The organism is Amazonocrinis nigriterrae CENA67, assembly GCF_016056305.1.
Taxonomy (GTDB): domain Bacteria; phylum Cyanobacteriota; class Cyanobacteriia; order Cyanobacteriales; family Nostocaceae; genus Amazonocrinis; species Amazonocrinis nigriterrae.
In genome coordinates, this window is sequence record NZ_JAECZC010000014.1 from 1 (window position 1) to 23916 (window position 23916).

The window sequence follows — 23916 nt, forward strand, 5'->3', positions numbered from 1 at the left end:
CCCCTAATCCCCACTCCCTCCGGTCGTGGGGGCCCCGTGCTCCCCATCTCCCCATCCCCCACAGCTTGACTTTTTAGATAAAATATGATACAAAGGCTATTCATATGAATTAAGTAACAGTAAGTGTGAATATTTCTTCCTCTAGAAAAAAACCGCGTGTCGCATGGCAGGCGGTTTTCTCAGTAATCGTATTTATGTTCATGTACCTGCCTATACTGGTACTTGGCTTTTATAGCTTCAATCAGTCACCCTATAGTGCAACTTGGCAAGGATTCACTCTCGATTGGTATCGCAAATTGTTCAGTGATGAGCGGATATTATCAGCTTTAAAAAACAGTTTGATAGTTGCCTTTTGTGCAGTGGGTATTTCCGCAGTGCTGGGAACGTTAATGGCGGTAGGTTTAGCGCGTTATCAATTTGTGGGTAAGAAGTTGTATCGCGGTATTTCTTATCTACCGTTGATTATTCCTGATATTGCGATCGCAGTAGCCACTTTAGTTTTTTTAGCAGCGTTTGCCATCCCCTTGAGTTTATGGACAATTGTTGCGGCTCATATAGTGTTTTGTCTAGCTTACGTCGGACTTGTAGTTTCCTCACGACTGACTAATTTAGATCCTCACTTAGAAGAAGCAGCACTAGATTTAGGAGCCACACCAGTGCAGGCTTTTATTAAAGTATTATTGCCGCAGTTAATGCCTGGTATTATAGCCGGCTGTCTGCTAGCCTTTGTTCTGAGCTTAGACGACTTTCTCATCGCCAGTTTTACCGCAGGTAGCGGTTATAACACTTTGCCAATGGAAATTTTTAGTCGCATCAGAACAGGAGTCAAGCCTGATATTAATGCTCTGAGTGTGTTGCTAATTTCAGTATCTGCAATTGTCGCTTCTATAGGGGAATTAATTCGCGTTTTCGGAGATAAAAAGTGAATGCATCAAAAGCAAAGGTTTTTAGTCCAAAATCCAAAATTGGTATTTACTTATTCATGCAATAAAACCCATATCCCACCCAATGCAATCGATTTTTATAGCAACTTGGGTTCTTTAATCTGATTTGTTAGGCTAATCCCGCCTATAACAAGCCCACCTCCTACCAAAGTGGTTAAATTTAGTGATTCCCCTAAAATGCTAACTGCAAGTAAAACTGCAAAAACGGGGACTAAGTTAATAAAAAGTGCTGCACCAGCAGCTCCTAGTTCGCGTACCCCGTCTAGATACCAGTTAAAAGCCACCGCTGTACCCAATATTCCCAGGAATGCCAGCGCTACCCACGCATTGATAGGAATTGTTGCAATCTCTTGTATTCCTCCTTTACTAATTGCAAAGACAATGAGGAAGGTACATCCAATTAACGTTGAATAAGTTGTAGCAGTTAGTGGAGAGAGAGTTTGCATTGCTTTTTTACTTAACAGTGTATAAGTCACCCAGCTCAAAACACAGCCAAAAATAATAACTTCACCTATTCCAATTCCACCATTCCATAAAAGTGCTAAATCTCCTTGAGTTATCACGATTACCGCACCACATAACGATATTAAGATTCCTACTATACGGCGAAGTGTGAGGTGTTCGCCCAAAAATATACGTGCTGCTAATAATGCACAAACAGGATTTGTAGCAATAACTAAAGCAGCACGACTGGCTGAGATATGCTTAAGTCCCTCAAAAAAGCATAGATTATAAACCACTACCCCAGTTAGACCCATTAGAATCGTTTGTAGCCAAATCTTAGGAGATGGTGCAACCCATGAATGAGTCTTTGATACGAGCCACAACAGACATATACTTGCAAAAGTGAACCGAAGTGCTGCTCCGGTGTATGGAGAGAGGTAAGGAGCAGCAATTCTACCTGCAATAAAAGTGCCGCCCCAAATAAATGCAACTAGAATGAGCTTGATATAAATTTTCGTAATTGTCATCATAACTTACCGTTCGGGTCATCAGGAATGAATTTGATCAAATCAGGAAGATGTGAACAAGAGCAAGGAAGAAAAACAGGCGTTCGGTAAGACTGAAGTAGTAGTGTAGCAAGGCTAAAAGGGTGGGCTTTGCCCACTAAGGATTATCTTGATTATTTCGCTGTGGTGTGTTCAGATGAATAAACCCATATTCATCACGATTAGGGTTAGAAGAATATTGAGCTTGCACTAAAACTCCAACACCTGTGACTATTTTGCGATCGTGATTTTTGTCAAATTTCACACTGACTTCGGTAGCACCTGATGCTGAAATATTCTTTAATCTTTCGTATACAAGTTGACGGCTTGAACTAATATTTTCCTGTTTGGGAAAATCAGTCAAAGCTTTCACAAATGCCTGTGCTGCATCATAGGAAGACAGGGTTCTCCAACTCACATTTGTTGTCCACCAAAGTTCTTTAGCTTCTTTGATGAAATCTTTGTTAGCACGACTTGCATGGGAAGATACAGCGACAATCATACCATTAGCAGCGTTTCCAAGCGTCTCAAGGGTCTTCCTACTATATAGAACATCTCCTCCTAAAAGCAGGAGTGACGGCTGTTGATTTGCCAATTCAGGATTTTGCTTGACAAGCTTAACAATTTCTAGTGCTGCTTCAAGTTTGCTACGACTAGGTGCTAACATCAAAGCCTGCACTTTTGCATCTTGTGCTTTTTTAATGCAAGCTTCTTTATTTTCTGTTGATAAATCACAATTTACTTGAATATCGTTTTGATTTGCATTTGGAGAATATCTCAGCGTGTTGGCAAATTCTCCTTTCAATGATTTGCTATATTCACTATTAGATTCAAAAACTATTAGCACTTTTCGCTGTGTCAGCTTATTTACTATATAGTTAGCTAAATCTCTAGCTGCTATGAAGTCATTAGAAGATGTACGAAAAACATATTCGCTCAACTTACCTGTTTGTGAGTTACCTTCTCTAAGAGCAGTACTTGTAGGCGAAATTAAAACAAGTTTTTTGATTTCATAAATATTTCCTGCATTCCATGTATTGTCACTTGTGATATGACCAATAACACCTAAAATTTTACTATTATAAAAATAAACTAGTTCTCCCGGAATATTTTGATTTTCATCCGCAAGCAAATTGGCTATTTTTTTTACTTCGTCTTTGTTATCAGTATTTTCTTTGGCAAGTAAAACTTGAAATAATGGCGCAGCTTGATTTTGCTGCATTACTTGAGTAACACCACGCAGTATTTCTAAAGCAATATCACCATATTTGTCTAGGCTGGGAACAACAACTGCAATGGTTGGAAGGCTCGTAATCGATGTAGTTTTAGCTGCTTTAGAGTTGTAATAATAAATCCATGTCTCTGGATCAACTTCACATTTATTATTAGCAGGTGATCTTTGAAAAGCGACTTTAAATTTATCTGTAGCTTGTTTAAAATATTTTTCAGCTTCTTGGAAACCGTCTGAAGAAGCTGAATCACTGGCTGCTTTAAAGGCATCTATGCCTTTTTGTTTTAAAGCATAAGCTTCCGTACATTCTGTAATGGCGTAAGTTTCTGGTTTTTGCTTAATTAAAGGTTCTTCTCCTCTGCTAAAGTAATCTGCAAAAGGAGGAGGTGGTGTTGGTGTTGATGTTGGCGGTGGTGGATTTGTTGCAGCGATTGGTGGTATAGGCTCAGGTGGTATGTGTACAATAACAGCGATCGCTAGTGCTAACAAAGCCAAAGAAACTAAACTTATCCGCCAACGCCACCGTCTAGGAATCCTTTTGAGCCTATGGAGCAAGTTATCAAGCACGGTAGAAGGCTGTGTTTCACCAGCAAGAGCATCAAGAACTTCTTTTGCAGACTGTGGCCGCTCTTCTTGTCTGTATTTGAGCATCGAGTCTAAAACATTTGCAAAACGCTCGTTGCTCACATTTGTATGTTGTCTCCAATTTGAATTCAACAGCAGTTCTCTAGGATTTCCGCCTCCTGTCAACAAACACACACAGGTGGCGGCTAAAGAGTATAAATCTGATGCAGCGGATACTCTTTTACCTGCGAATTGCTCAGGTGGTGCAAAATCTGGAGTTCCTAATATAGTTGATTCATTAGCAGGTAATCCTTCAATTACTACCTGTTTAACTGTGCCAAAATCTATCAAATATAGTTTGCTATCTCTAGTACGGCGCATAATATTGGAGGGTTTAATATCCCTGTGTATGACTATGCGATTACCATCGTAATTATGGATATATTGTAATATTTTCAGAATTTCCTGTAAAATGTTGACAACTTCATCCTCTGAAAATTGTCTTCTTTGCCTTAATTCTTGAGCTAAATTCTGACCCTCGATATAATCTTGTACTAAGTAAAAAAACCTTTGCAAACTGCCTGTTTCTTCCTGAACTTCCACCACAAAAAATGCCCACGCACGAGGAATTTGCTCATGACCTAGCTCTGCTAAAATACTCGCTTCATCCTCAAACAATTTTTCTATGCGTTGAAGTTCTGACGCACTCAATACTCGACCAGGAGGATTTCTAGGGTGCAACTGTTTGATGACACGCAATGGTCTGTGAGGAAAGTTAATATCTTCTGCTAAAAAAGTTCTACCAAATCCCCCTCGTTCTTCATCTGGAACTAATAATCTTAGCGGTACAAAACGCCCCTCCAAAATTAAAGGCATTCCACAACAAGAGCAGCGTATTTCTGTTTTAGAACTGGAAGTGAGAGATTCCTCTGGAATAAAATTGTGAGGGCTATTACAATTTGGACGAGTGCAGTAAACTTCTATAGAGGAACCGTTATTATCCATTGATTAACCTTCAACGTTACTTTAGCTACACACTGGTGATCAAAGCTTGAAAGCCAGATGATACTTTTTAGATAAATCTTTCTCTTGGTTACATCCAAATGTTCAAAAAGGCAGTACTAATTTGTAATTAATCCACACTTTAAAAAGGTTGCTCAAGCCAGGTTATGGTACTTTACGCTGTACGGTGAAACAATACATCTTGCTAGAATTTTGTATAAATTTTTCCTTTATATGTATGTAAAATGACTTTTATAAGAGTATCATATACGTAATAATTCTGAAATATAGCTAAGATTTTTGCAATATCCTCAAAGTAACGTTTTTTTGCTTTGTGACAATGAAGGCTCTGAAAACCCATACTCTTCAAGAAGCCAGGGTTTTCAGACAAGAACTAAAATGAGTTTTTGTTTATATTTTAAAGGTAGTCCTAACTACTCCTAAGAAAATGTCACCATTGCTATCGTCGTGATTTGGTGCTGTCAGCCAAATCAAACCAGGAGTAATGCTGATATTGTCGTTGATTTTATATCGATAAAACCCTTCAATGTGAAATCCCGTATCTGGGTCACGACGAATTGAGTTTGATAGGGGTGCTGAAGTACCAGTTAATTTAGGTTGCATCCCCACAATAATTCCTCCTAAATTGCCCTTTTTACCCAAATCGTGAAAGGCCATGGTGACAGCCCAACTCCAGACATCAGCATCACCTTTGACATCTCCAGTCAGCGCCCGCGCATCGATATAAGTTACCCATCCACCAATTTGAAATTGATCGCTAACTTTGACATTGGTTTCAATTCCATAGGCATTAGCAGAAACTTTTCTGCCTCCTAAATTGGATGCTAAACTGCCAGTATTATGACCTAAACCGTCAGTATTATAACTATTGACGTAAGTCAAAGCAATTTTGGTAGCTGGGTCTTTTTTATTTGGATAAAAAATAATTTGCCCTAACGCACCATAGCCACTGTTAAACAAGCCGCTAGCAGGGTCGTTGGTATTTTTTGCTAGATAAGCCAGCTCTGCTTTAATATTATCAGTAGGCTTAAAAGTCACACCTGCGCCAGTATCTCCACCCAAACGGTAAATAGGGCTATATCGACCAAAGCGAGAAATAGCACTTTCTGCATCGCTTGATAGAGGATTAATTACATCCCAATCATCAAAGTAAGTATTAAAACCTGTAGCAACTAAAACACTCAGTTTATCGCCCACAAGAAAACGATATTGCAGTTTACTCAGCAAAGCATCATTAGTTGTATTAGTACCAGATGCGAAACTTAAGCGAGTATCATTTCCAGGCCCATTGGGGTTAAACACATTACTCGCCTGAATTCTTACCCTCAATTCATCTTTTCCCGTAAAACTGGATACGAAATTGAGACGAATTCGATCAGAAAATGTAAGGTTGCTATTATCTCTATTTCCACTACGGCTAGCATCGCCAAAAGCATCTGTGACTGCAAATATGATTTGACCATCGAGTTTAGTGGTTGTAGAAAACTGCTGTTGTTCTAACTTTTCTGTACGTGCTTCTAAAGTATCAATTCTACCCCGTAAGGTAGCGATTTCTGCTGCAAATTCTTCTTGCAGCTTTTGCAAAGTCACCAAATCCTCTTTAATAGCTATATCTGCGATATCAGTATTAATTTGTTGGTTAATTTTATCCAAGCAGGCGTTTAATCCAGAAGCAAACTCAAAGCGAGTCATGGCGCGATCGCCTTTAAATCTCCCATCCGGGTATCCAGCTATACATCCGTAACGCTCGATTAAAGTCTGTAAGGCTTGAAATGCCCAGTCTGTTGGTTGTACATCAGAAAGTTGAGAAACTGAGGTAATTTGTGCCAAATCCAATTGCACATATTGATTCGCGCTGTTGTCATCATTGGATTTTAAATCTGAGGCCTTCACTTTTGCGATCGCACTTAGCAGCACAATCGACATCAAAGCAGCAGGAACTAAGCCTAGAGAAACTCTAAAACAACTCAACATATTTTTCTCCCCACAAAATTTATTTTGTAAAAACTTTTTTGCAATCGAAAATATCCTTGATATGGTCAAAAATTAAATTGATATGCTGTATTTTATTAACGCTTACTATACACTCTGGCAAAGGTGAAAAGCAACTTAGTTGGTGTTCAACATTGGGTAACTAAATCATTAGAGAATTTTGACAATCTGGGAATGCGATCGCAAATTGAAGCAACACAAAATCTGTTATAAATGCCAAATTCACAATTCCTCTACCCCCTATTCGTGACAGTTCCGGGTGCGGAATGTGGATTTTACATAACCTCCAACACCTCAGAGATATATAGTGGTGAACCCAAGACGGTTCGGTTAAAGGGGAAAGGGGAAAGGGAAAAGGGGAAGAAAAACCTTTAACCCAAGCCCAGTAACCTTTTCCCAAAACCCTATTGTGAGTTGAAAATGCTTATCCGAACCGTATTGGTAGTGAACCAGTAAGTCAACTTATTTACTGGACTATTTGGACACTTAGCAAAACTTAGTATTTTAGGAAACATAACTATGCAAGGTTTGAAATTAGCAGTAGCCGTGATTGTATTGGCAACATTGACTTTGACCCCCAAAGCTGAAGCCAAAAGCTTATTCAACAATCAACATACACCAGCATCAAAAGTTACTGCACAATTACCCAACTCCAAGATTGCCAATAACAGTCAAACTGAAGATTACTTACAACGGGGATTTGAGCGCTTTGAGTCGAAAGACTATCAAGGAGCTATAGAAGATTTTAACCAAGTCCTGAAGATTGAACCCAAAAATATTTATGCTTATGTTGGCAGAGGTGGTGCAAAGCTGTTGTTGGAACAATATGAAGCGGCAAAGTTAGATTTTGACACAGCCTTAGACATTAATCCAGATATTTCCATAGCCTACTATTTTCGTGGTATTGCCAACTATGCCTTAAAAGATAAACCAGGAGCGATCGCAGATTTTCGCAAAGCATCTACACTCTTTAAACAAGAAGGCAAACTGGAACTAGCTCAAAAAGCAGATAACGCAGTTAAGGAGATAGAAGCTAGCTAAACTATTGCAAAATAATCATGATTGAGGTAGCAGCAACAATGAAAATCCAGATCAAGCTGCTGCCTTGCGTCATGCGATACTAGCAACTAAGAAAAAATACTCTAATTCCAGAGATTGGGCAGCCTTTACCCTTATCGGTGTGATGTCGTTCCAAATTATGACAGCTATTATGCGCGATCGCACAACCAGACTTATTTTAATCGCTTTGAGTGCTTTTTTGGTAACAATTGCACCTACATTCCCACAGAATTTTTCAGTATTTTTCTCTGCACCCCAGGTGTTAGCACAAACACCAAATCAGCAGCAAACTCAGGCTGTCTTTGGTAATTTTATCGATTACTTCGCCCAGGAAAGGGAAATTAAAGCACATGAAGGTAGCGTTAACAGTGCCAGTTTTAGTCCTGATGGCAAGTTAATTGTGACAGCTGGTGCTGATAACACTGCCCGTGTCTGGGATTTTGCTGGTAAGCAAGTAGCAGAATTAATTGGGCATCAAGCCAGTGTTAAAAGTGCGAATTTTAGCCTGGATGGTAAGTTGATAGTCACTGCATCCTTTGATGGTACTGCCCGTATTTGGGATATTTTGGGTAAACAGCTAGCTGAGTTAAAAGGGCATCAAGGTAATGTTAACAGTGCGAATTTTAGCCCGGATGCTAAACAGATAGTAACGGCAAGTGCAGATAAAACCGTTCGTATTTGGGATATTTCCGGTAAGCAACTAGCACAAATTACAGCGCATGAAAACATTGTCACTAGTGCCAGTTTTAGCCCCGATGGTAAGCGGATAGTCACGGCAAGTGCAGATAAAACTGCTCGGATCTGGGATACATCGGGCAAACAGTTAGTAGAATTAAAAGGACATACTGACACTGTTTTGAATGCGAATTTTAGCCCAGATGGCAAACGTATTGTTACTGCTTCTGATGATAAAACAGCACGTTTGTGGGATGTGTCGGGTAAGCAGTTAGCCATTTTACAAGGGCATCAAGATAGTGTATATACCGCTAGTTTTAGTCTTGATGGACAGCTAATCATCACGGCATCGGTAGATAAAATTGCTTTGGTTTGGGAATCGTCAGGGAAGCTGGTAGGAAAATTACAACAGCATACTGGTGGGGTTAACAGTGCCAGTTTTAGTGCGGATGGAAAGTGGATAGTGACAGCAGCAAATGATGGAACTGCGCGAGTGTGGGATACACAAAGCAAGCTGTTAACTGAACTCGAAGGACATCAAGCGGAGGTTAAAAGTGCCAGTTTTAGCCCAGATGGTAAGCTAATTGTTACAGGAGCAAACGATGGCACTGCCCGGTTGTGGGACGTTTCAAGTAAAAAGCTACTAGCAGTACTTAAGGAAAATGATTCTTGGGTGACAAGTGCTAGTTTTAGCTCTAATGGAAAGTTGATTCTTACCTCATCTTTAAGTTCTATTCATGTGTGGGATATCTCCGGGAAGTTGCTAACCCAAATCACAGATTTTGATGTTGCTACCCCTAATATCCAGAGAGCCAGTTTTAGCCCAGATGGGCAGATGATTATTGCAGATAGCCTTTCAGACGGTAACTATGTGTGGGACATCTCCGGGAAGTTAGTAACAAAAGTGAAAGGTTATGACTACGGTGAAGAATCTAACTTTAGTCCTGATAGACAAAAAAGTGTGACTATATCATACAAAACTGCTTACGTATGGGATCTTTCAGGCAAACTGCTAGCAGAACTTCAAGGACATAAAGGTGATATCACTATCGCTAAGTTTAGTCCTGATGGTAAGCAGATAGTTACTGCATCTGATGACCAAACAGTACGAGTGTGGAATCTTTCTCAAAAGCAGCTAGCCCAACTGAAGTTACCAGAAACACCTTCTTACAATAGTGTAGAACCTGAATCAAAAGTTGGGGATTTGTTCGGTTTCCTTAGTATTAGCCCTGACGGCAAGCGCGTTATCACCCCAACCAATAACAACACAGCCCGCGTATGGGATATTTCCGGTAAGCTGCTAGTCGAACTTAAAGGGCATCGGGGCTTTATTCAAAATGCGAGTTTTAGCCCGGATGGTAAGCTTATTCTTACCACAGCTTATGATAACACTACCCTTGTGTGGGATATGAACGGCAAATCTTTGGTGCAAATCAACGGGGGTAGCGCAAATTTTAGTCCCGATGGCAAGTTAATTGTCACTGCATATGGTGAAAATGCGTTTTTGTGGGATACCTCTGGCAAGTTATTGGCAGAACTCAAAGGGCATCAGGATAATGTAAACAGCGCCAATTTTAACCCGGATGGCAAACTGATTGTGACTGCATCTTATGATAAAACAGCTCGTGTATGGGATGTTAAAGGCAATTTACTGGCGGAACTCAAAGGGCATCAGGATGATGTAAGCAGTGCCAATTTTAGCCCAGATGGCAAACTAATTGTTACCGCTTCCCGAGATAAAACAGCTCGTGTGTGGGACGTTAAAGGCAATTTACTAGCGGAACTCAAAGGGCATCAGGATGATGTAAGCAGTGCCAATTTTAGCCCAGATGGCAAATTAATTGTTACTGTTTCACAAGACAAGACAGCGCGTTTATGGAATATCTCTGGTCAACTTTTAACAGAAATTAAAGATGTTCAGTTTGGGGAAGTTAACCGTCCTAGTTTTAGTTCTGAGGGAAAATTCATTTTGAATGTATATGGTGTTTTTGGGGTATGGGATACTTCCGGTAAGCTAATATCGGAAATTAACATTCAAGAGAATTTCAATCAGGCTCGCCTTACCCCCGATAGTAAGCGTATTGTCACTCTATCGGGTTTTGAAAAAATTGCTCGGGTGTGGGATCTCTCTGGTAATCTTTTGGCGGTACTGCAAGAAGGGATTGAGGCTGAGGTCAAAAGAGCTAGTTTTAGCCCTGATGGGCAGCGAATTGTTACTGTATCTACTGATAAAATCCCTCGCGTTTGGGATACTTCTGGTAATTTACTCACAGAACTCAAAGGACATGATTCTGATGTCAAAAGTGCGAATTTTAGCTCTAATGGAAAACTGATTGTCACCGCATCTTGGGATGGTCTCGTCCGTGTCTGGAATATCAATGGTAAATTGCTAGCGGAACTAATAGGGCATGAACCCAACCTCTATAGTGCGAATTTTAGTCCTGATGGTAAGTTGATTGTGACTGCATCTTATGATAAAATCGCTCGTGTGTGGAATACTTTGGGTAAACTGCTGGTAGAACTTAAAGGACATCAGGCAGGTGTCACTACTGCTAATTTTAGCCCAAATGGAAAGCTAATTGTCACAGCAAGCGATTATTCTGATAATCCTCGTATTTGGGATACTTCCGGGAAGTTGTTATTAGAACTCCAAGGCGGCGATCGCGGTTTCAAGAGCAACCCCCGTAATGCGATTGCTAATTTTAGCAATGATGGAAAACTGATTGTTACTCTATCCGATGGCCTGACTCCCAAGGTGTGGGACACGAATGGTAAGCTATTGGCCCAACTTCAAGGGCATCAGAGATTTATCGGCGCTGCAAGTTTTAGCCCAGATGGGCAGCACATTATCACTGCATCTAGGGATGGTACTGCCCGTGTGTGGGACACGAATGGCAAGCAACTATTGGAATTAAAAGGTCATCAAGACACAGTTAGTGATGCGAGTTTTAGTCCAAATGGAAAGCTAATCGTTACTGCATCTTTTGATGGTACTGCTCGTGTATGGGAAACTTCTGGCACACTGGTGGCGGAACTCAAAGGACATTACAACAGAGTCAATAGCGCTAGCTTTAGTCCAGACGGAAAACGCATAGTTACTGCCTCAGAAGATGGTACTACCCGCATTTGGGATACAAATGGCAAGCATTTAACTACCTTGAAATTAGCAACACCGCCTTCTTCACCAAAAGCTGAAGCCGATCGCCTGCGCGATCGCCAATTCTACGCCCCCAACTGCGCCCAAGCACTCGACCCTTGGCAAAAAGCTCTAAAAATCTATCAAGAAATCTCTGACAACGAAAATCAAGCAGTCATCCTCGAACAACTCGGAAACGCTCATTATTGCCTCAGCGATTACACCAACGCCATTAAATCCTACTCGCAAGCTTTACAAATCGCCCAAAAATCTAACTATCCCCAAATAAAAGTCAAAAATCTCGCCAATCTTGGTAATGTTTACAATTCCTTAGCTGACTATGAAACAGCAATTAAGTATTACAACGATGCTTTAAATATTCTAGAACAGTACCAAGACACACAACTCGAAACACAGGTTTTACAAAGTCGTGGTAATGTTTACATTTCTCAAGATAAGTATAACGAAGCAATTCCAGACTTATCCCAAGCATTAGCTATTGACACAAACACCTCTAGTCTTGCTAAAACTAAAGCTAAATTAGCAAATATTTATTATTCATTGGATGATTACAATAAAGCAATTCAATATTATAAAGAAGCTGTTGAATTTATACCCAGTGAAGCACTAGGAGGTTTAGGTAATGTTTACCTTGCACTGGGCGATACTGCAAAAGCGATTGAGTTTCACTCTTCAAGTTTAGCCAAAGCACAACAAAATGAAGATCAAGAAGCTGAGGGTAATGCTTTAAACAATCTTGCTAATTCCCTCCGTCAAGCTGGTAAATTGCCGGAGGCTGAGAAACATTTACGGGAAGCGATCGCTATTTGGGAAAACCTCCGCATTCAACTAGACGATGCCAACAAAATCTCTATCTTTGAAAAACAAGCCCGTACCTACCGCCTGCTACAAAAAGTCTTGATTGCTCAAAATAAAATCACTGAAGCTTTAGAAATATCTGAACGTGGTAGGGCAAGAGCTTTTATTGATTTACTCAATAAACGAGTATCCCCTAATCAAACAGAACAATCAAAAGTTACAGCACTGAATATTGCACAAATTAAACAAATTGCTAAAAACGAAAATGCAACTTTGGTTCAATATTCAATTATTACTGATGAATTTCAAGTTGGTGGTAAACGGCAAATTCAAGATTCAGAACTATATATTTGGGTCATCAAACCCACAGGTGAAGTCACATTTCATCGTAGCGATCTTAAGCCTTTGTGGCAAACAGAAAAGATAACTCTCAAGGAATTAGTTGACCAAACCCGCTTTTCTATGGGTGTGATAGATATCAATAGGCGCAACTCTCGCAGTATCTTTAGAGTTTCACTAACAGAGAAAATAAATCAACCCAAAGGCTTACAGCGACTCCATGATTTTTTAATCAAACCGATTGCAGATATCCTTCCCAATAATCCCAATGACCGAGTTATCTTTATCCCTCAAGGTGAATTATTTCTTGTTCCTTTCCCAGCGTTGCAATATGACGAAGATAAATATCTAATTGAAAAACACACCATCCTGACTGCACCATCAATTCAGGTATTGGATTTTACATCCAAGCAACAACGACGTGTAAAGCCTTTAAACCCCAAGTCTTTGATTGTAGGTAATCCTACAATGCCAAAAGTGGAGTTGCAACCAGAAAAACCCCCTGAACAATTAAGAAATTTACCTTGGGCGGAAAAGGAGGCTAAAAATATTGCTGAAATCCTGAAAACGCGAGCCTTGACAGGTAACGAAGCCAGCAAAACCGCAATTTTACAGCAGATTTCCCAAGCTGTAATTATTCACTTTGCTACCCACGGTTTACTTGATGATAACCGGGGATTAGGAAGTGCGATCGCTCTTGCACCCTCCAATCAAGATAACGGTTTGCTCACCGCAGAAGAAATCTTGAACCTGAAGCTAAATGCAGATTTAGTCGTTCTCAGCGCTTGCAACACCGGACGCGGACGTATTACTGGTGATGGTGTGATTGGTTTATCTCGTTCTTTAATTAGCGCAGGTGTTCCCAGCGTCGTTGTTTCCTTGTGGGCGGTTTCTGATAATTCAACTTCATTTCTGATGACAGAATTTTATCAAAATCTGCAACAAAAACTAGATAAAGCCACTGCACTAAGAAAAGCCATGCTGACAACAATGCAACAGAAAAAATATCAAAAACCCTTACATTGGGCTGCTTTCACCTTAATCGGTGAAGCTAGCTGAGTAATTTGTCAGTTGTCAGTTGTTAACACTCTACCTTGCTCCCCCACCGCTGAAGCACTAACTTTTTACCTAAAATTAGGATCTTATCTGGTAAAAAATTTTTTGAAAGTGAAAACTATACTCAAATTCTAATTCACCACTGATGTGAATTCAAACCCCTCTTATCCTTTAAGGGTTTTGAGAATTTTCCAGAGCCATGCTTTTTTTTAAGAAACACTCGCCCAAAGTCCTATTTATTAAATCGAGCTTTTTCCTTGAAAGTGTTTCTTTGTTTGGCAAGAAGACTATTGACAAATGAACCGTAATTTGGATTTGTCCACAGTGGGCAACAGGCGGTTTCAAGTTTATTTACCCATCAGGCCACAGCAGCCTTAACCAACTTACGTAAATTTGTTTGATACATTATGTATCCATATAGAAAGAAAGCAGCAATACTAAGCAGAAGACAGTTTATCTTTGCAGGTGCCAGCGGTGGAGCAGCATTTCTTGCCACTGGCCTGCTCAAGGCAAGTAAAACTCGTGCGACCTTGCCTGTGGAGATCACAAAGTTTACTGAAACTCTACCTATCCCGTTTCCAACTGCGCCACCCAGTACTTTGACCATCGCACGCAGTTCACACTCGTTCCACACCAACTTAGGCGCAGGCCCCACATTGGCTTATGGTGGTTTATCTATTCTTGGCCCAACTATCGAAGTTACAAGAGGCACGCCTGTTAGCATCAACGTATTTAACAATATTGTTGGAGACCATCCGTTTTTGCAAGCAGTTGACCCGGAGTTGACTGGTACTCTAGAGTCTGACAAAACTAGCCCCCGAGTATCGGTGCATCTGCATGGTAGCAACACCGAACCTCAAAGTGACGGCTACCCAATGGACACGTTTAGGCCAGGGCAGAATTACCTGTACAACTTCAACAACAATCAGGAAGCAACTACCCTTTGGTATCACGACCATTCAATGGGAATTACAGGTTTAAATGTCTTAGCCGGTCTTGCGGGGTTTTACCTCATCAGGGACATTGATGATCCTGCGGGTGGCAATGGGCCACTGGGTCTACCAGCTGGAGCGCCCTATGAAATACCACTGGTTATACAAGACCGTTCTTTCAACACCGATGGCTCTGTATCTCACCCCAACCAACCACCCTGGTTAATAGAGTATGTCGTTGATGTCGCTACTGTTAATGGTAAAGCTTGGCCGAATCTGAATGTAGACCGTACCCTCTACCGATTCCGGATTATTAATGGCTCAAGCGCACGGACTTACAATCTCAAGCTGTCCTCAAAGCAGCCAATCATTCAAATCGGTACCGACCAAGGTTTGCTCAACGCACCGGTGTATTTGTCCAGTCTGCTGCTTTCCCCTGGCGAACGGGCTGATGTGTTGATCGACTTTTCCAAGAGTCTGTCGGGAGAGAAAATTGTCTTAGAAAATGATGCGATTTCACCATATCCATCTGGTAGGCCTAAGTTCTTCGTATTTAACCCTGAACTGCCCGAAATTATGCAATTCACAGTCAACGCTGGTGCCGCTGCTCCGAAGCCAATTCCTAGTGTACTGAGACTGCATAAACCACTGATAAAACCAATTGCTGTTGAGCCGGTACGGCAACGGTTCCTGACACTGGTAGAGATTTCGGGGCCAACTGGGCCGATTGTGTTACTGCTGAACTATCTCTACTGGGATGAGGGATTCAAAAACCCGGAACTGATGGAACGACCGAAAGTGGATACCGTGGAGCAGTGGAATATCATCAATCTTCAGCCTGTTGCTCACCCAATGCACTTGCATCTAGTCCCGTTTCAGATTCTAAATCGACAAAAGATTAATGCAAGCAAATATCTCAAAGCATACTATGCTAAGGGGCCTCGTACAGTCATCTCAGAACATGCAACCGGTGGCCACCAGGTACCTGGTAGCTACCCACCACCTGATCCTACCCCCTTTGCGATCGGCCCAGCCAGACCACCAGCACCAAACGAGGCTGGATGGAAAGATACAGTACTAGTCAACCCTTATGAAGTCACCCGCCTAATCGTCCCGTTTGGCGCTCAAGCCGCCGAGAACCTACCCTTCGGCAACTCGTTTATTGGAACCTACGTCTGGCACTGCCATATGCTTGGACATGAGGACAATGAGATGATGTTGCCTTTCGAGATAATAGCCTAGCACCGCTACTTTCACTGCGCGTAATACCATTTCGTAATTCGTAATTCGTAATTAAATGGGTACAGCAGCCAACACCAAATTGAAAATTTGGTGATGCTTCGTTGGTGGTGGGTTCAGCAGCTCACACTGATTGTCACTACGAATTACCCTTCGGGTGACGCTCGCAAGCTCGCTACCGCTGCGCTAACGGCAGTCCCCCAGACGCTCGTTCGCCTTTGGCGTCTCCCCTTGGGAGAAGACACAGCTTAGCTACGCTAACGACGGAAACCGCCCTTCGGGTTCGCCACTTTGCCATCTCGGCAGAAGCCAAGACGGCAAGTGGACTCACCAAGATGGGGGCTGCCTCACGAATTACGAATTACGAATTATTTTGACAACTAATACGTAACCAAATCCAGTTTGCAGATAAATTTTATGAAGTTACTCTCCACTCTAGCTATTAGTGCTTATTCAATTTCGCTCAGTTTCCTCACTATAGTTTCACCTGTTCATGCAGCATCTCAAGGCGAAACTAATACTGGCACAAATATTCTATCAGATGGTTTCAGTAGTGTAGAAGGACAACTAGAGAATGAGAAAGTTGACTTCTACAACTTTTCCAATTTTGATCCTGGAAAGTTATTTACTGTCGAGGTAAATTCACAGTCATTTGATCCACTTCTAGGGCAACTGGATAGTTTTGGTAATATCATCGCTATCAACGATGACCAATCTGACAACAATGTTCTGCCCATCTTAACCGGAGAGATACCTGCTAGTGGCAGCCTGAACTTTGCTGTGTCTGGCTTGAGAGACATTAACCTCAAAGGAAACCACTTTGAATCTGGTTTATATACATTATCATTAAAAACATTTGCTTTACCCAGTAGTTCGACTAATTCAACACTAGTCAATGGTGGTTTTGAAACTGGCAATTTTAACGGATGGACAACACTAGGCTCTACCAATATTGAAACGACAACATTTGGCAGTGGCCCAACGCAAGGAAATTCGCAAGCTTTGTTGTCAACTGGTGGCGCTACATTTAATGATTCAATTCTAGAAAAATTTCTGGCATTAGAAGATGAGAGTCTGAATAGTCTTGGCAAAGGACAAGTTACTCAAGGTTCAGCTATTCAACAAACATTCACAGCTAAAGCTGGAGACATTTTGAGTTTCGATTGGGATTTCTTGACCAATGAGGTATTACCGCCAATTACTTTTTCAGATTTCTCCTTTGTTTCAATTAGTTCACAAGACAACTCCGTCAGTTCCTTATTAGCACTGGCTGATGTGACCGATACCACATCGGAATTTTCTCTGACAGACTTTTTTCAAGAGACTGGCTTTAAGACTTTTTCGTTCAAGTTGCCAACTACAGGAACATACACCTTAGGACTTGGAGTTCTAGATGTGGGAGATAGTGATATTGATTCTGGACTTTTGATTGACAATTTTAAACTTACCTCTGTTCCCGAATCCACTTCTGGACTAAGTTTATTAGGATTTAGTACTCTAGTACTATTAAAATTTCGCAGGAAAATCTACCCTAAATAACTAAGTATGACTGTGAAATTTCTGATCTTTCAGCCATTCTCTTAACTTGATCCTTAATTGATCGATCTTCTCTACTCAAAAATTAAGAAAAAGTAAATAATTATTACGTGATTGAAACAGTTCAACACACTAGTTGCAAAAACTGATTGACAAATGTATGTCTATGGCTTGATTGCTGCTTTCATTGACTAGTCATTTAAGACACAGAGAAAGTACTGAATAAGACTTTCATCAAGAGAGTACTAACGAGTCGAGCAACGCAACATTAGTTAATCAACAAACTAATTAACTTGCGATCGCTAACAAAAAAGTAGTAGTAATGAAACTATAACTTAGCATACATTATTGCTGTAACTATGGGTATTCCAGCAATCAACCTTTCTGGAATGACCCTCACAAAGAAACTGGATTCCAACCGCTAGCATTTGTGTTTAAGGAAAAAAGCGCCTTGCGCTTTGCCTGTGCAAATACACGAATAACCCTCAATTTGATGATGGTGATCACCACAAACTGTAAACACTAGGGCAAAAAAATCCATTAGCGAAAGCGGCAATTAAACAATGAATAAAGAAAAAGAAGTCCTGACAACGGATGCTGGCATTCCAGTTAGCGATAACCAAAACTTGTTGGGTGCTGGCGCACGCGGCCCGTTATTAATGCAAGACTTTTATTTGAATGAAAAGGTAGCGCACTCTCATCAAGAGTTTATTCCACAAAGAGTTGTAAACGCCAAAAGCTCTGGTGCTTATGGGACTGTCACTACCACCAATTATACCCAAGTAGGTAATCTTTTGAGATTCCTGCCAGTCTTGCCGCAGCTATGCAAGGTGTACCGCACTTGATCATTGAGCGATAGCTTACACACTTTGCAAAAGTCGATTCACCCAATCAAAAAGCAGTTGCTAAACCGCTCGGTCTCTTAACTGAAATTAAAATACTAACTCTCTAAAATCTGACTGATTTATTCAATGTGAGTTTGACAAACCTCCTAAAGGGCGAGGGAGGGGCAACGCAACAACAAGGGTTTTACTCTTCTCTCGTTGTAGAAAAGTGACTGGGGAGAGGTCATATAATCACTCATCGAACTCACATTCGACTTTCGATTTTAGATTGACCCTATGTCTGAAGCTAGGAGCTTGTCATTGAATTTTAGATTTTGGAGTTTATAGCTATGAGTTTTTTATATCCTGAGTTATGTTCTTCTTGGTTAAATTTTCTGTGGAATGAGAGTAATACTTGGGTTTAAGTGAATTTATCTATTGAGGTATACAAGGTAAGCAGAGAAAGATAAAAAAGCTTAACCCAAAGGTATTACGCTACAGACTAAGCTACAAAAAAATTCTATTCTCCCCAACCTCAAGGGCTTGCCAACACAATCGGTAATTTTAGGTTGGTCAAATACTAGGGACAGATAGTAGTACTATCCAAAGTTAGTTGAGTATTTTACAACTTACCAGTCGTGAAGCGTTTTATAACATGCCAATTAGCGACAACATCAGGGTTACGCCATTGGTACAGGTAATCATCGACCCTGGTAACCAGAGCAGTAACGGCACTATTTTTACTGGTACTGTGCGAACTGTCTTTTCCTTCTAAAACCTGTATTCATATATTAGTCAATCCTCACAATCCAACCCACAAAATCAGCATCAGCTAGCTTCATCGCCCGCAACTTATTATCCATCCAATTCATAAAAGGAAGCTTAATATGGATTCAATTGAACATATCAGTCAGGGTAAGAACCGTAATCCAGTCTATCTTGATAAAAACCTTCTGATTATTTTCTGTATTACTTTGATAGGTATACTGGGGGTTTCTAGTGTGACTCCAACTTTCCCCAAGCTAGCCCAAGAATTAAATGTACCACCTCAAGATGTTGGATTACTGGTGACAGTATTCACCTTTCCTACTATTTTACTAACTCCTATTCTCGGTGTCTTGGCAGACCGATTAGGTAGAAAAAAAATACTCGTTCCCTCACTGATATTATTTGGAATTGCCGGAGTAGCATGTGGGTTTGTTCGCGATTTTAACCTGTTACTGATATTACGTTTCATTGAGGGCATGGGTGCAGCTTCCTTAAATTCTCTGAATGTGACACTGATTGGCGATCTATATTCAGGTAAAGAACGCACCGCTGCTATGGGTTACAACGCCAGTGTCGGTAGTGTAGGTACAACAACTTATCCAACTATTGGGGGAGCAATTGCAGTCATGGGATGGAATTATCCCTTTATGCTTCCCATATTGGCTATACCCATAGGATTGCTTGTTTTGTTTTCACTCAAAAATCCTGAACCAAAAAGCCAGCAGAATTTTATTGAGTACCTCAAAAATGCATGGGGAAGCGTCAGAAACAAACAATTTTTTGGAATTTTCTTCAGCACAGTTGCAACATTCATGCTGCTCTATGGAGCCTTCATCACCTATTTGCCAATTGTGATGAAAAATTCTTTCAATGCATCTGCTTTCACCATTGGCATTATGATCTCAAGTATGTCTGCTACAATTACAGTCACATCACTACAATTGGGCAGATTAACCAGAAAGTTCTCCAGCAAAACTTTGATTAGAGCATCATTTGTCATCTTTGCTATAGCTCTAGCAATAATTCCTTTTATTCACAGTATTTGGCTGCTATTAATTTCTACGACGATTTTTGGACTAGGTCTTGGTATAGGCTTCCCCAGTATTCAAACTCTCTTGGCAGAGATGGCGCCCAAAGAATATCTAGCTGCAATTATGTCGATAAATGGAACCTTTTTAGGATTTGGGCAAACTTTAGGGCCACTATTAATGGGAATAGCTTTTGGCATTTGGGGAATTAATAGTGTTTTTTTCGTGGCTGCCTGCTTTTCACTCGCCACTCTTTTAGTGTTTAGGCGTTGCACATGTATGTAAGAAATTAAGGCTATTCAGGAAAACTGGCATTATCAAACAACTTTATCCATTAGATTTTTGTCTTTAGAGGGCTTGATTAAATTAGCTAATTGTTTCGATGTCCTCAAGGAAAATCAAAGTTAGCGAATATCAGATTGTGCCTCAATCAAGACAGTAGATGTAGCAAAGGAAAGCAGTAATGTTAGCAACAATTAGAAAATTCGATTATGCAGTCCGCGATCAAAAAGGTAAAGTATCTTTCTACGTTCTCTTATGGAAACGTAAAGGAATTTCTTTAGAACTTTTTGATGACTATTGGAGAGATGTTCACGGGCCAGTCTGTGCTAGACTACCAGGCCAGCATCAATACTGGCAGTTTCATGTAGCTGCAAATGAAGGTGGTCTATGGCCAACCATTAACGGCATTGAATACACTTGTCCAGAAGCAGATCAATTTAATGGTATTGCCGAATTAACCTTTGAAACGGCAACCGATCGCGATCTCTGGTTTAAATCTGCTGCTATCCTGATGGATGACGAACATAATGTATTCAGTAAAGCCATTGGTTACAACACTAGTTTTGGTAATTCTCGAACTTATATTGATGGCATCCCCACAGGAGACCCCAACGGGAAATTAGGTGTAATTAAGTTTCACGTCATGGTGAAAAAATCTGATGCCGTGAGTGTGGAAGATTTTCGCCGATATCTTACCAATAGCTTTGCACCAGCTGTTATTCAAAGTGATTCTGTTCTCAAATTCCGCCTACATTTGTTTGAGGAAGTAGATAACTCTCGCCCGGACGCGGCCGGAGTTTCTCATTATGAATCCCCAGAAAAACAATATCAAGCTGCTTTTGAAATAGCTTTTGCTAATCCTTTGGAAATGGAAACATTCTTTGCTTCCAAAGAATATGCGATCGCTGTTAAAGACCAAGCGAGATATGTCCAGCGGCTTTTACCATTTCCCGAACGAACTGCTTACACTTTTGTTTACGACGGCAATATGACTCTCGCAGGTCAGCGGAGTTCCACAGTAGCAGAACTGATTGCAAATATTGGCGCAACTAATCAACTCAAGGAGGACGTAGTTAGTCTTATGTTAGAACAGAAACTTGTTTCCTACTCAAATGGTCACTCGAATGGTTATCAAACCAATAACACGACCAACATATTGTCTAATAAACGAACTAACTACTACAAAGATTTATCCGCAGATTATTCTCGGCCTGGACTCGTAACTTCTTATGTAGCGAAGAAACTCATCGAAGATGCTGAGAAAATTGTGGCAATGAAAGAAAGGACTTTGCCAGAAATTGGGCCTAATTACACCCTAGAACAAATTGAACAAGAAAACAAAGAATGGTGGCCTACCCATTGTGAGGCTTTGAGGCAGGGACGAGGCGATATATTAACTGGTGAGTATCGCGACGATTTAGTATATCTGTGTCAAGATGGCCCCTATCAAGGCTTGGAACAACAAAAAGAGCGCGAACAGCATTGGTGGGCATTAATTGCTCAACCAGGTGTGACGATGTGCTGGCCAATTGTCATGTTTCATGGTGAAGTAGTCTTCTTTGAATGGAAGTGTGTGGATGATGAAACCAACGAAACACTCGCCAAGGGAAATGTCACCTGGATTCGCCGTGGACACAGAGGCGCCTGCTATCTGAAAACAGAACAATTGACTTTCTACAGGGATGTTTTTGCCCCCAGTGAACTGCTGAAGTTAATCAAGACTGCCTAAGTAAGGGGGAGCAGGGGAGCAGGGGAGCAGAGGAGCAGGAGTGCAGGGGTGCAGGGGTGCAGGGGAGAAATTTTTTCCCAATTCCCCATTCCCAATTCCCAATTCCCCATTCCCCAATGCCCCAGGAAATATGTTTGGCTTGAGTATAGGGTCAGTATTTGATTATGCCTTTTCCTAGAACTAGCGGTATTTTACTACACCCCACTTCTTTCCCCAGTCGGTTTGGTATTGGTGACTTAGGGTTGGAAGCTTATCAATTTGTTGACTTTCTGGTAGACAGTGGACAGCAGCTTTGGCAAATATTGCCATTAGGGCCTACGGGAGATCATAATTCTCCCTATGCATCTTATTCAGCGATGGCAGGAAATCCATTGCTGCTGAGTCCTGAAGTATTGATAGAAAAGGGTTTCCTAGCTCCAGAAGACCTTTTTGATTTGCCAGAATATAGCACTGCAACAGTAGATTTCGAGCGGGTCATCCAAACGAAGATGCCTTTGCTGCAAAAAGCTTTTAAGAATTTTAAAGCCTATGCTTCATCTATTCAGTGCAAGGAATTTGAACAGTTTTGTCAAACTAGGGCTTACTGGCTAGATGACTATGCTCTATTTATGGCGCTCAAGTATGTTCACGGTGATGCCAAATGGAATACTTGGGAACCAAATCTGGCCAAACGTCAACCAGATACAATTCAGCAATGGCAACAACGATTAAGCCATGAGATTTCTTACTATAAATATCTTCAGTTTGAGTTTTTCTCTCAATGGTCAAACTTAAAGCGTTATGCCAATGAACGTGGCATCCAAATTATTGGAGATATTGCGATTTACGTTGCCCACGATAGCGCTGACGTTTGGTCTCATCCCCAAATCTTTTGTCTTGATGAACAAACAGGTGAACCTGCATTGATGGCAGGAACACCACCAGACTACTTTAGTACCACTGGCCAACTATGGGGTAACCCAGTTTATGATTGGGTGCAGTTACAGAAAGAGGACTTTCACTGGTGGGTACAGCGCTTCCAAACTATCCTTGATTATGTAGACTTGATTCGGATTGATCATTTTCGAGGCTTCCAAGCATTCTGGGCAGTTTCAAAGGGCGAAACAACAGCTGTTAATGGTGAATGGATGCAAGCTCCTGGGGAGATTTTCTTTCAATTACTCAACCAAAAGTTAGGCAAACTGCCAATCATAGCCGAGGATTTGGGAGAAATCACACCAGATGTGGAAGCTTTGCGTGACCAGTTTGAATTTCCTGGGATGAAAGTTTTACAGTTCGCTTTTGGTTCGGGGTCTGATAATCCTTTTTTACCGTTCAATTATCCCCGCAACTGTGTGGTTTATACTGGCACTCACGACAATGACACAACAGTAGGCTGGTTTAATCAATTACAAGACCAAGATTCCAAAGCAGTTTTTCACTATTTAGGTTGTACCAATCCTGCCGATATCCACTGGGATTTAATTCGGTTAGCATATAGTTCTGTAGCTAATCAAGCGATTATTCCTCTACAAGATATTTTGGGATTGAATACTTCTGCGCGGATGAATTTACCCGGCCAAAATTTAGGTAATTGGGGATGGCGTTATGAATCTGCGGCTTTAACCAAACAACTGCGCGATCGCCTCAAAAGCATGACCGAAACTTATGGACGAGCTTTGACTCACAGTAGTTTGCAAGTATAATCAGCCTTGAACTATAAAGGCTATTTCTCTGTCTATATCTGCGTTCAGAAAACAAAGCTGTTGCGA

Annotated in this window: 13 protein-coding genes; 10 read left to right on the plus strand and 3 right to left on the minus strand. The window is 41.0% G+C overall.

The window, feature by feature from the left end; genetic code table 11:
• The first annotated feature begins 200 nt into the window (after positions 1–200).
• On the plus strand, positions 201–926 hold the full coding sequence (locus tag I8748_RS10140) for an ABC transporter permease (protein ID WP_198124561.1): 726 nt from the start codon (positions 201–203) through the stop codon (positions 924–926).
• A 95-nt stretch (positions 927–1021) separates the two neighbouring features.
• On the opposite strand, the gene I8748_RS10145 is transcribed toward I8748_RS10140, so the two are convergent.
• The 3 genes from I8748_RS10145 to I8748_RS10155 all read right to left on the minus strand — a co-directional run bounded on the left by I8748_RS10145 (position 1022) and on the right by I8748_RS10155 (position 6725).
• The gene (locus I8748_RS10145; protein WP_198124461.1) at positions 1022–1918 is read right to left on the minus strand and encodes a DMT family transporter; all 897 of its coding nucleotides are present in this window, start codon (positions 1916–1918) and stop codon (positions 1022–1024) included.
• A gap of 133 nt (positions 1919–2051) precedes the next feature.
• Positions 2052–4733, minus strand: a complete 2682-nt coding sequence (locus I8748_RS10150) for a bifunctional serine/threonine-protein kinase/ABC transporter substrate-binding protein (protein WP_198124462.1) — start codon at positions 4731–4733, stop codon at positions 2052–2054.
• Positions 4734–5141: 408 nt separating this feature from the next.
• Positions 5142–6725 carry an iron uptake porin gene (locus tag I8748_RS10155; RefSeq protein ID WP_198124463.1) on the minus strand — a complete coding sequence of 528 codons (1584 nt, stop codon included), beginning with the start codon at positions 6723–6725 and terminating at the stop codon, positions 5142–5144.
• Between the two features lie 537 nt (positions 6726–7262).
• Here I8748_RS10155 and I8748_RS10160 point away from each other — a divergent pair.
• From I8748_RS10160 to malQ, 9 genes are all read left to right on the plus strand, one after another.
• On the plus strand, positions 7263–7784 hold the full coding sequence (locus I8748_RS10160) for a tetratricopeptide repeat protein (RefSeq protein ID WP_198124464.1): 522 nt from the start codon (positions 7263–7265) through the stop codon (positions 7782–7784).
• Positions 7785–7926: 142 nt separating this feature from the next.
• The gene (locus I8748_RS10165; protein WP_225896374.1) at positions 7927–13830 is read left to right on the plus strand and encodes a CHAT domain-containing protein; all 5904 of its coding nucleotides are present in this window, start codon (positions 7927–7929) and stop codon (positions 13828–13830) included.
• A 404-nt stretch (positions 13831–14234) separates the two neighbouring features.
• The gene (locus I8748_RS10170) at positions 14235–16001 is read left to right on the plus strand and encodes a multicopper oxidase family protein (RefSeq protein ID WP_214662497.1); all 1767 of its coding nucleotides are present in this window, start codon (positions 14235–14237) and stop codon (positions 15999–16001) included.
• 414 nt (positions 16002–16415) lie between these two features.
• The gene (locus I8748_RS10175) at positions 16416–17537 is read left to right on the plus strand and encodes a hypothetical protein (protein WP_198124465.1); all 1122 of its coding nucleotides are present in this window, start codon (positions 16416–16418) and stop codon (positions 17535–17537) included.
• A 560-nt stretch (positions 17538–18097) separates the two neighbouring features.
• Entirely contained in the window at positions 18098–18379 is a 282-nt protein-coding gene (locus tag I8748_RS10180; RefSeq protein WP_198124466.1) for a catalase, read from the plus strand.
• A gap of 592 nt (positions 18380–18971) precedes the next feature.
• A complete protein-coding gene (locus tag I8748_RS10185) occupies positions 18972–19133 on the plus strand; it encodes a carbohydrate porin (protein WP_318781206.1) in 162 nt (53 codons plus the stop codon).
• 112 nt (positions 19134–19245) lie between these two features.
• The gene (locus tag I8748_RS10190; RefSeq protein WP_198124468.1) at positions 19246–20439 is read left to right on the plus strand and encodes an MFS transporter; all 1194 of its coding nucleotides are present in this window, start codon (positions 19246–19248) and stop codon (positions 20437–20439) included.
• A 178-nt stretch (positions 20440–20617) separates the two neighbouring features.
• A complete protein-coding gene (locus I8748_RS10195) occupies positions 20618–22165 on the plus strand; it encodes an EthD domain-containing protein (protein WP_198124469.1) in 1548 nt (515 codons plus the stop codon).
• Between the two features lie 164 nt (positions 22166–22329).
• Positions 22330–23850, plus strand: a complete 1521-nt coding sequence (malQ, locus tag I8748_RS10200) for a 4-alpha-glucanotransferase (protein WP_198124470.1) — start codon at positions 22330–22332, stop codon at positions 23848–23850.
• Positions 23851–23916: the final 66 nt, after the last annotated feature.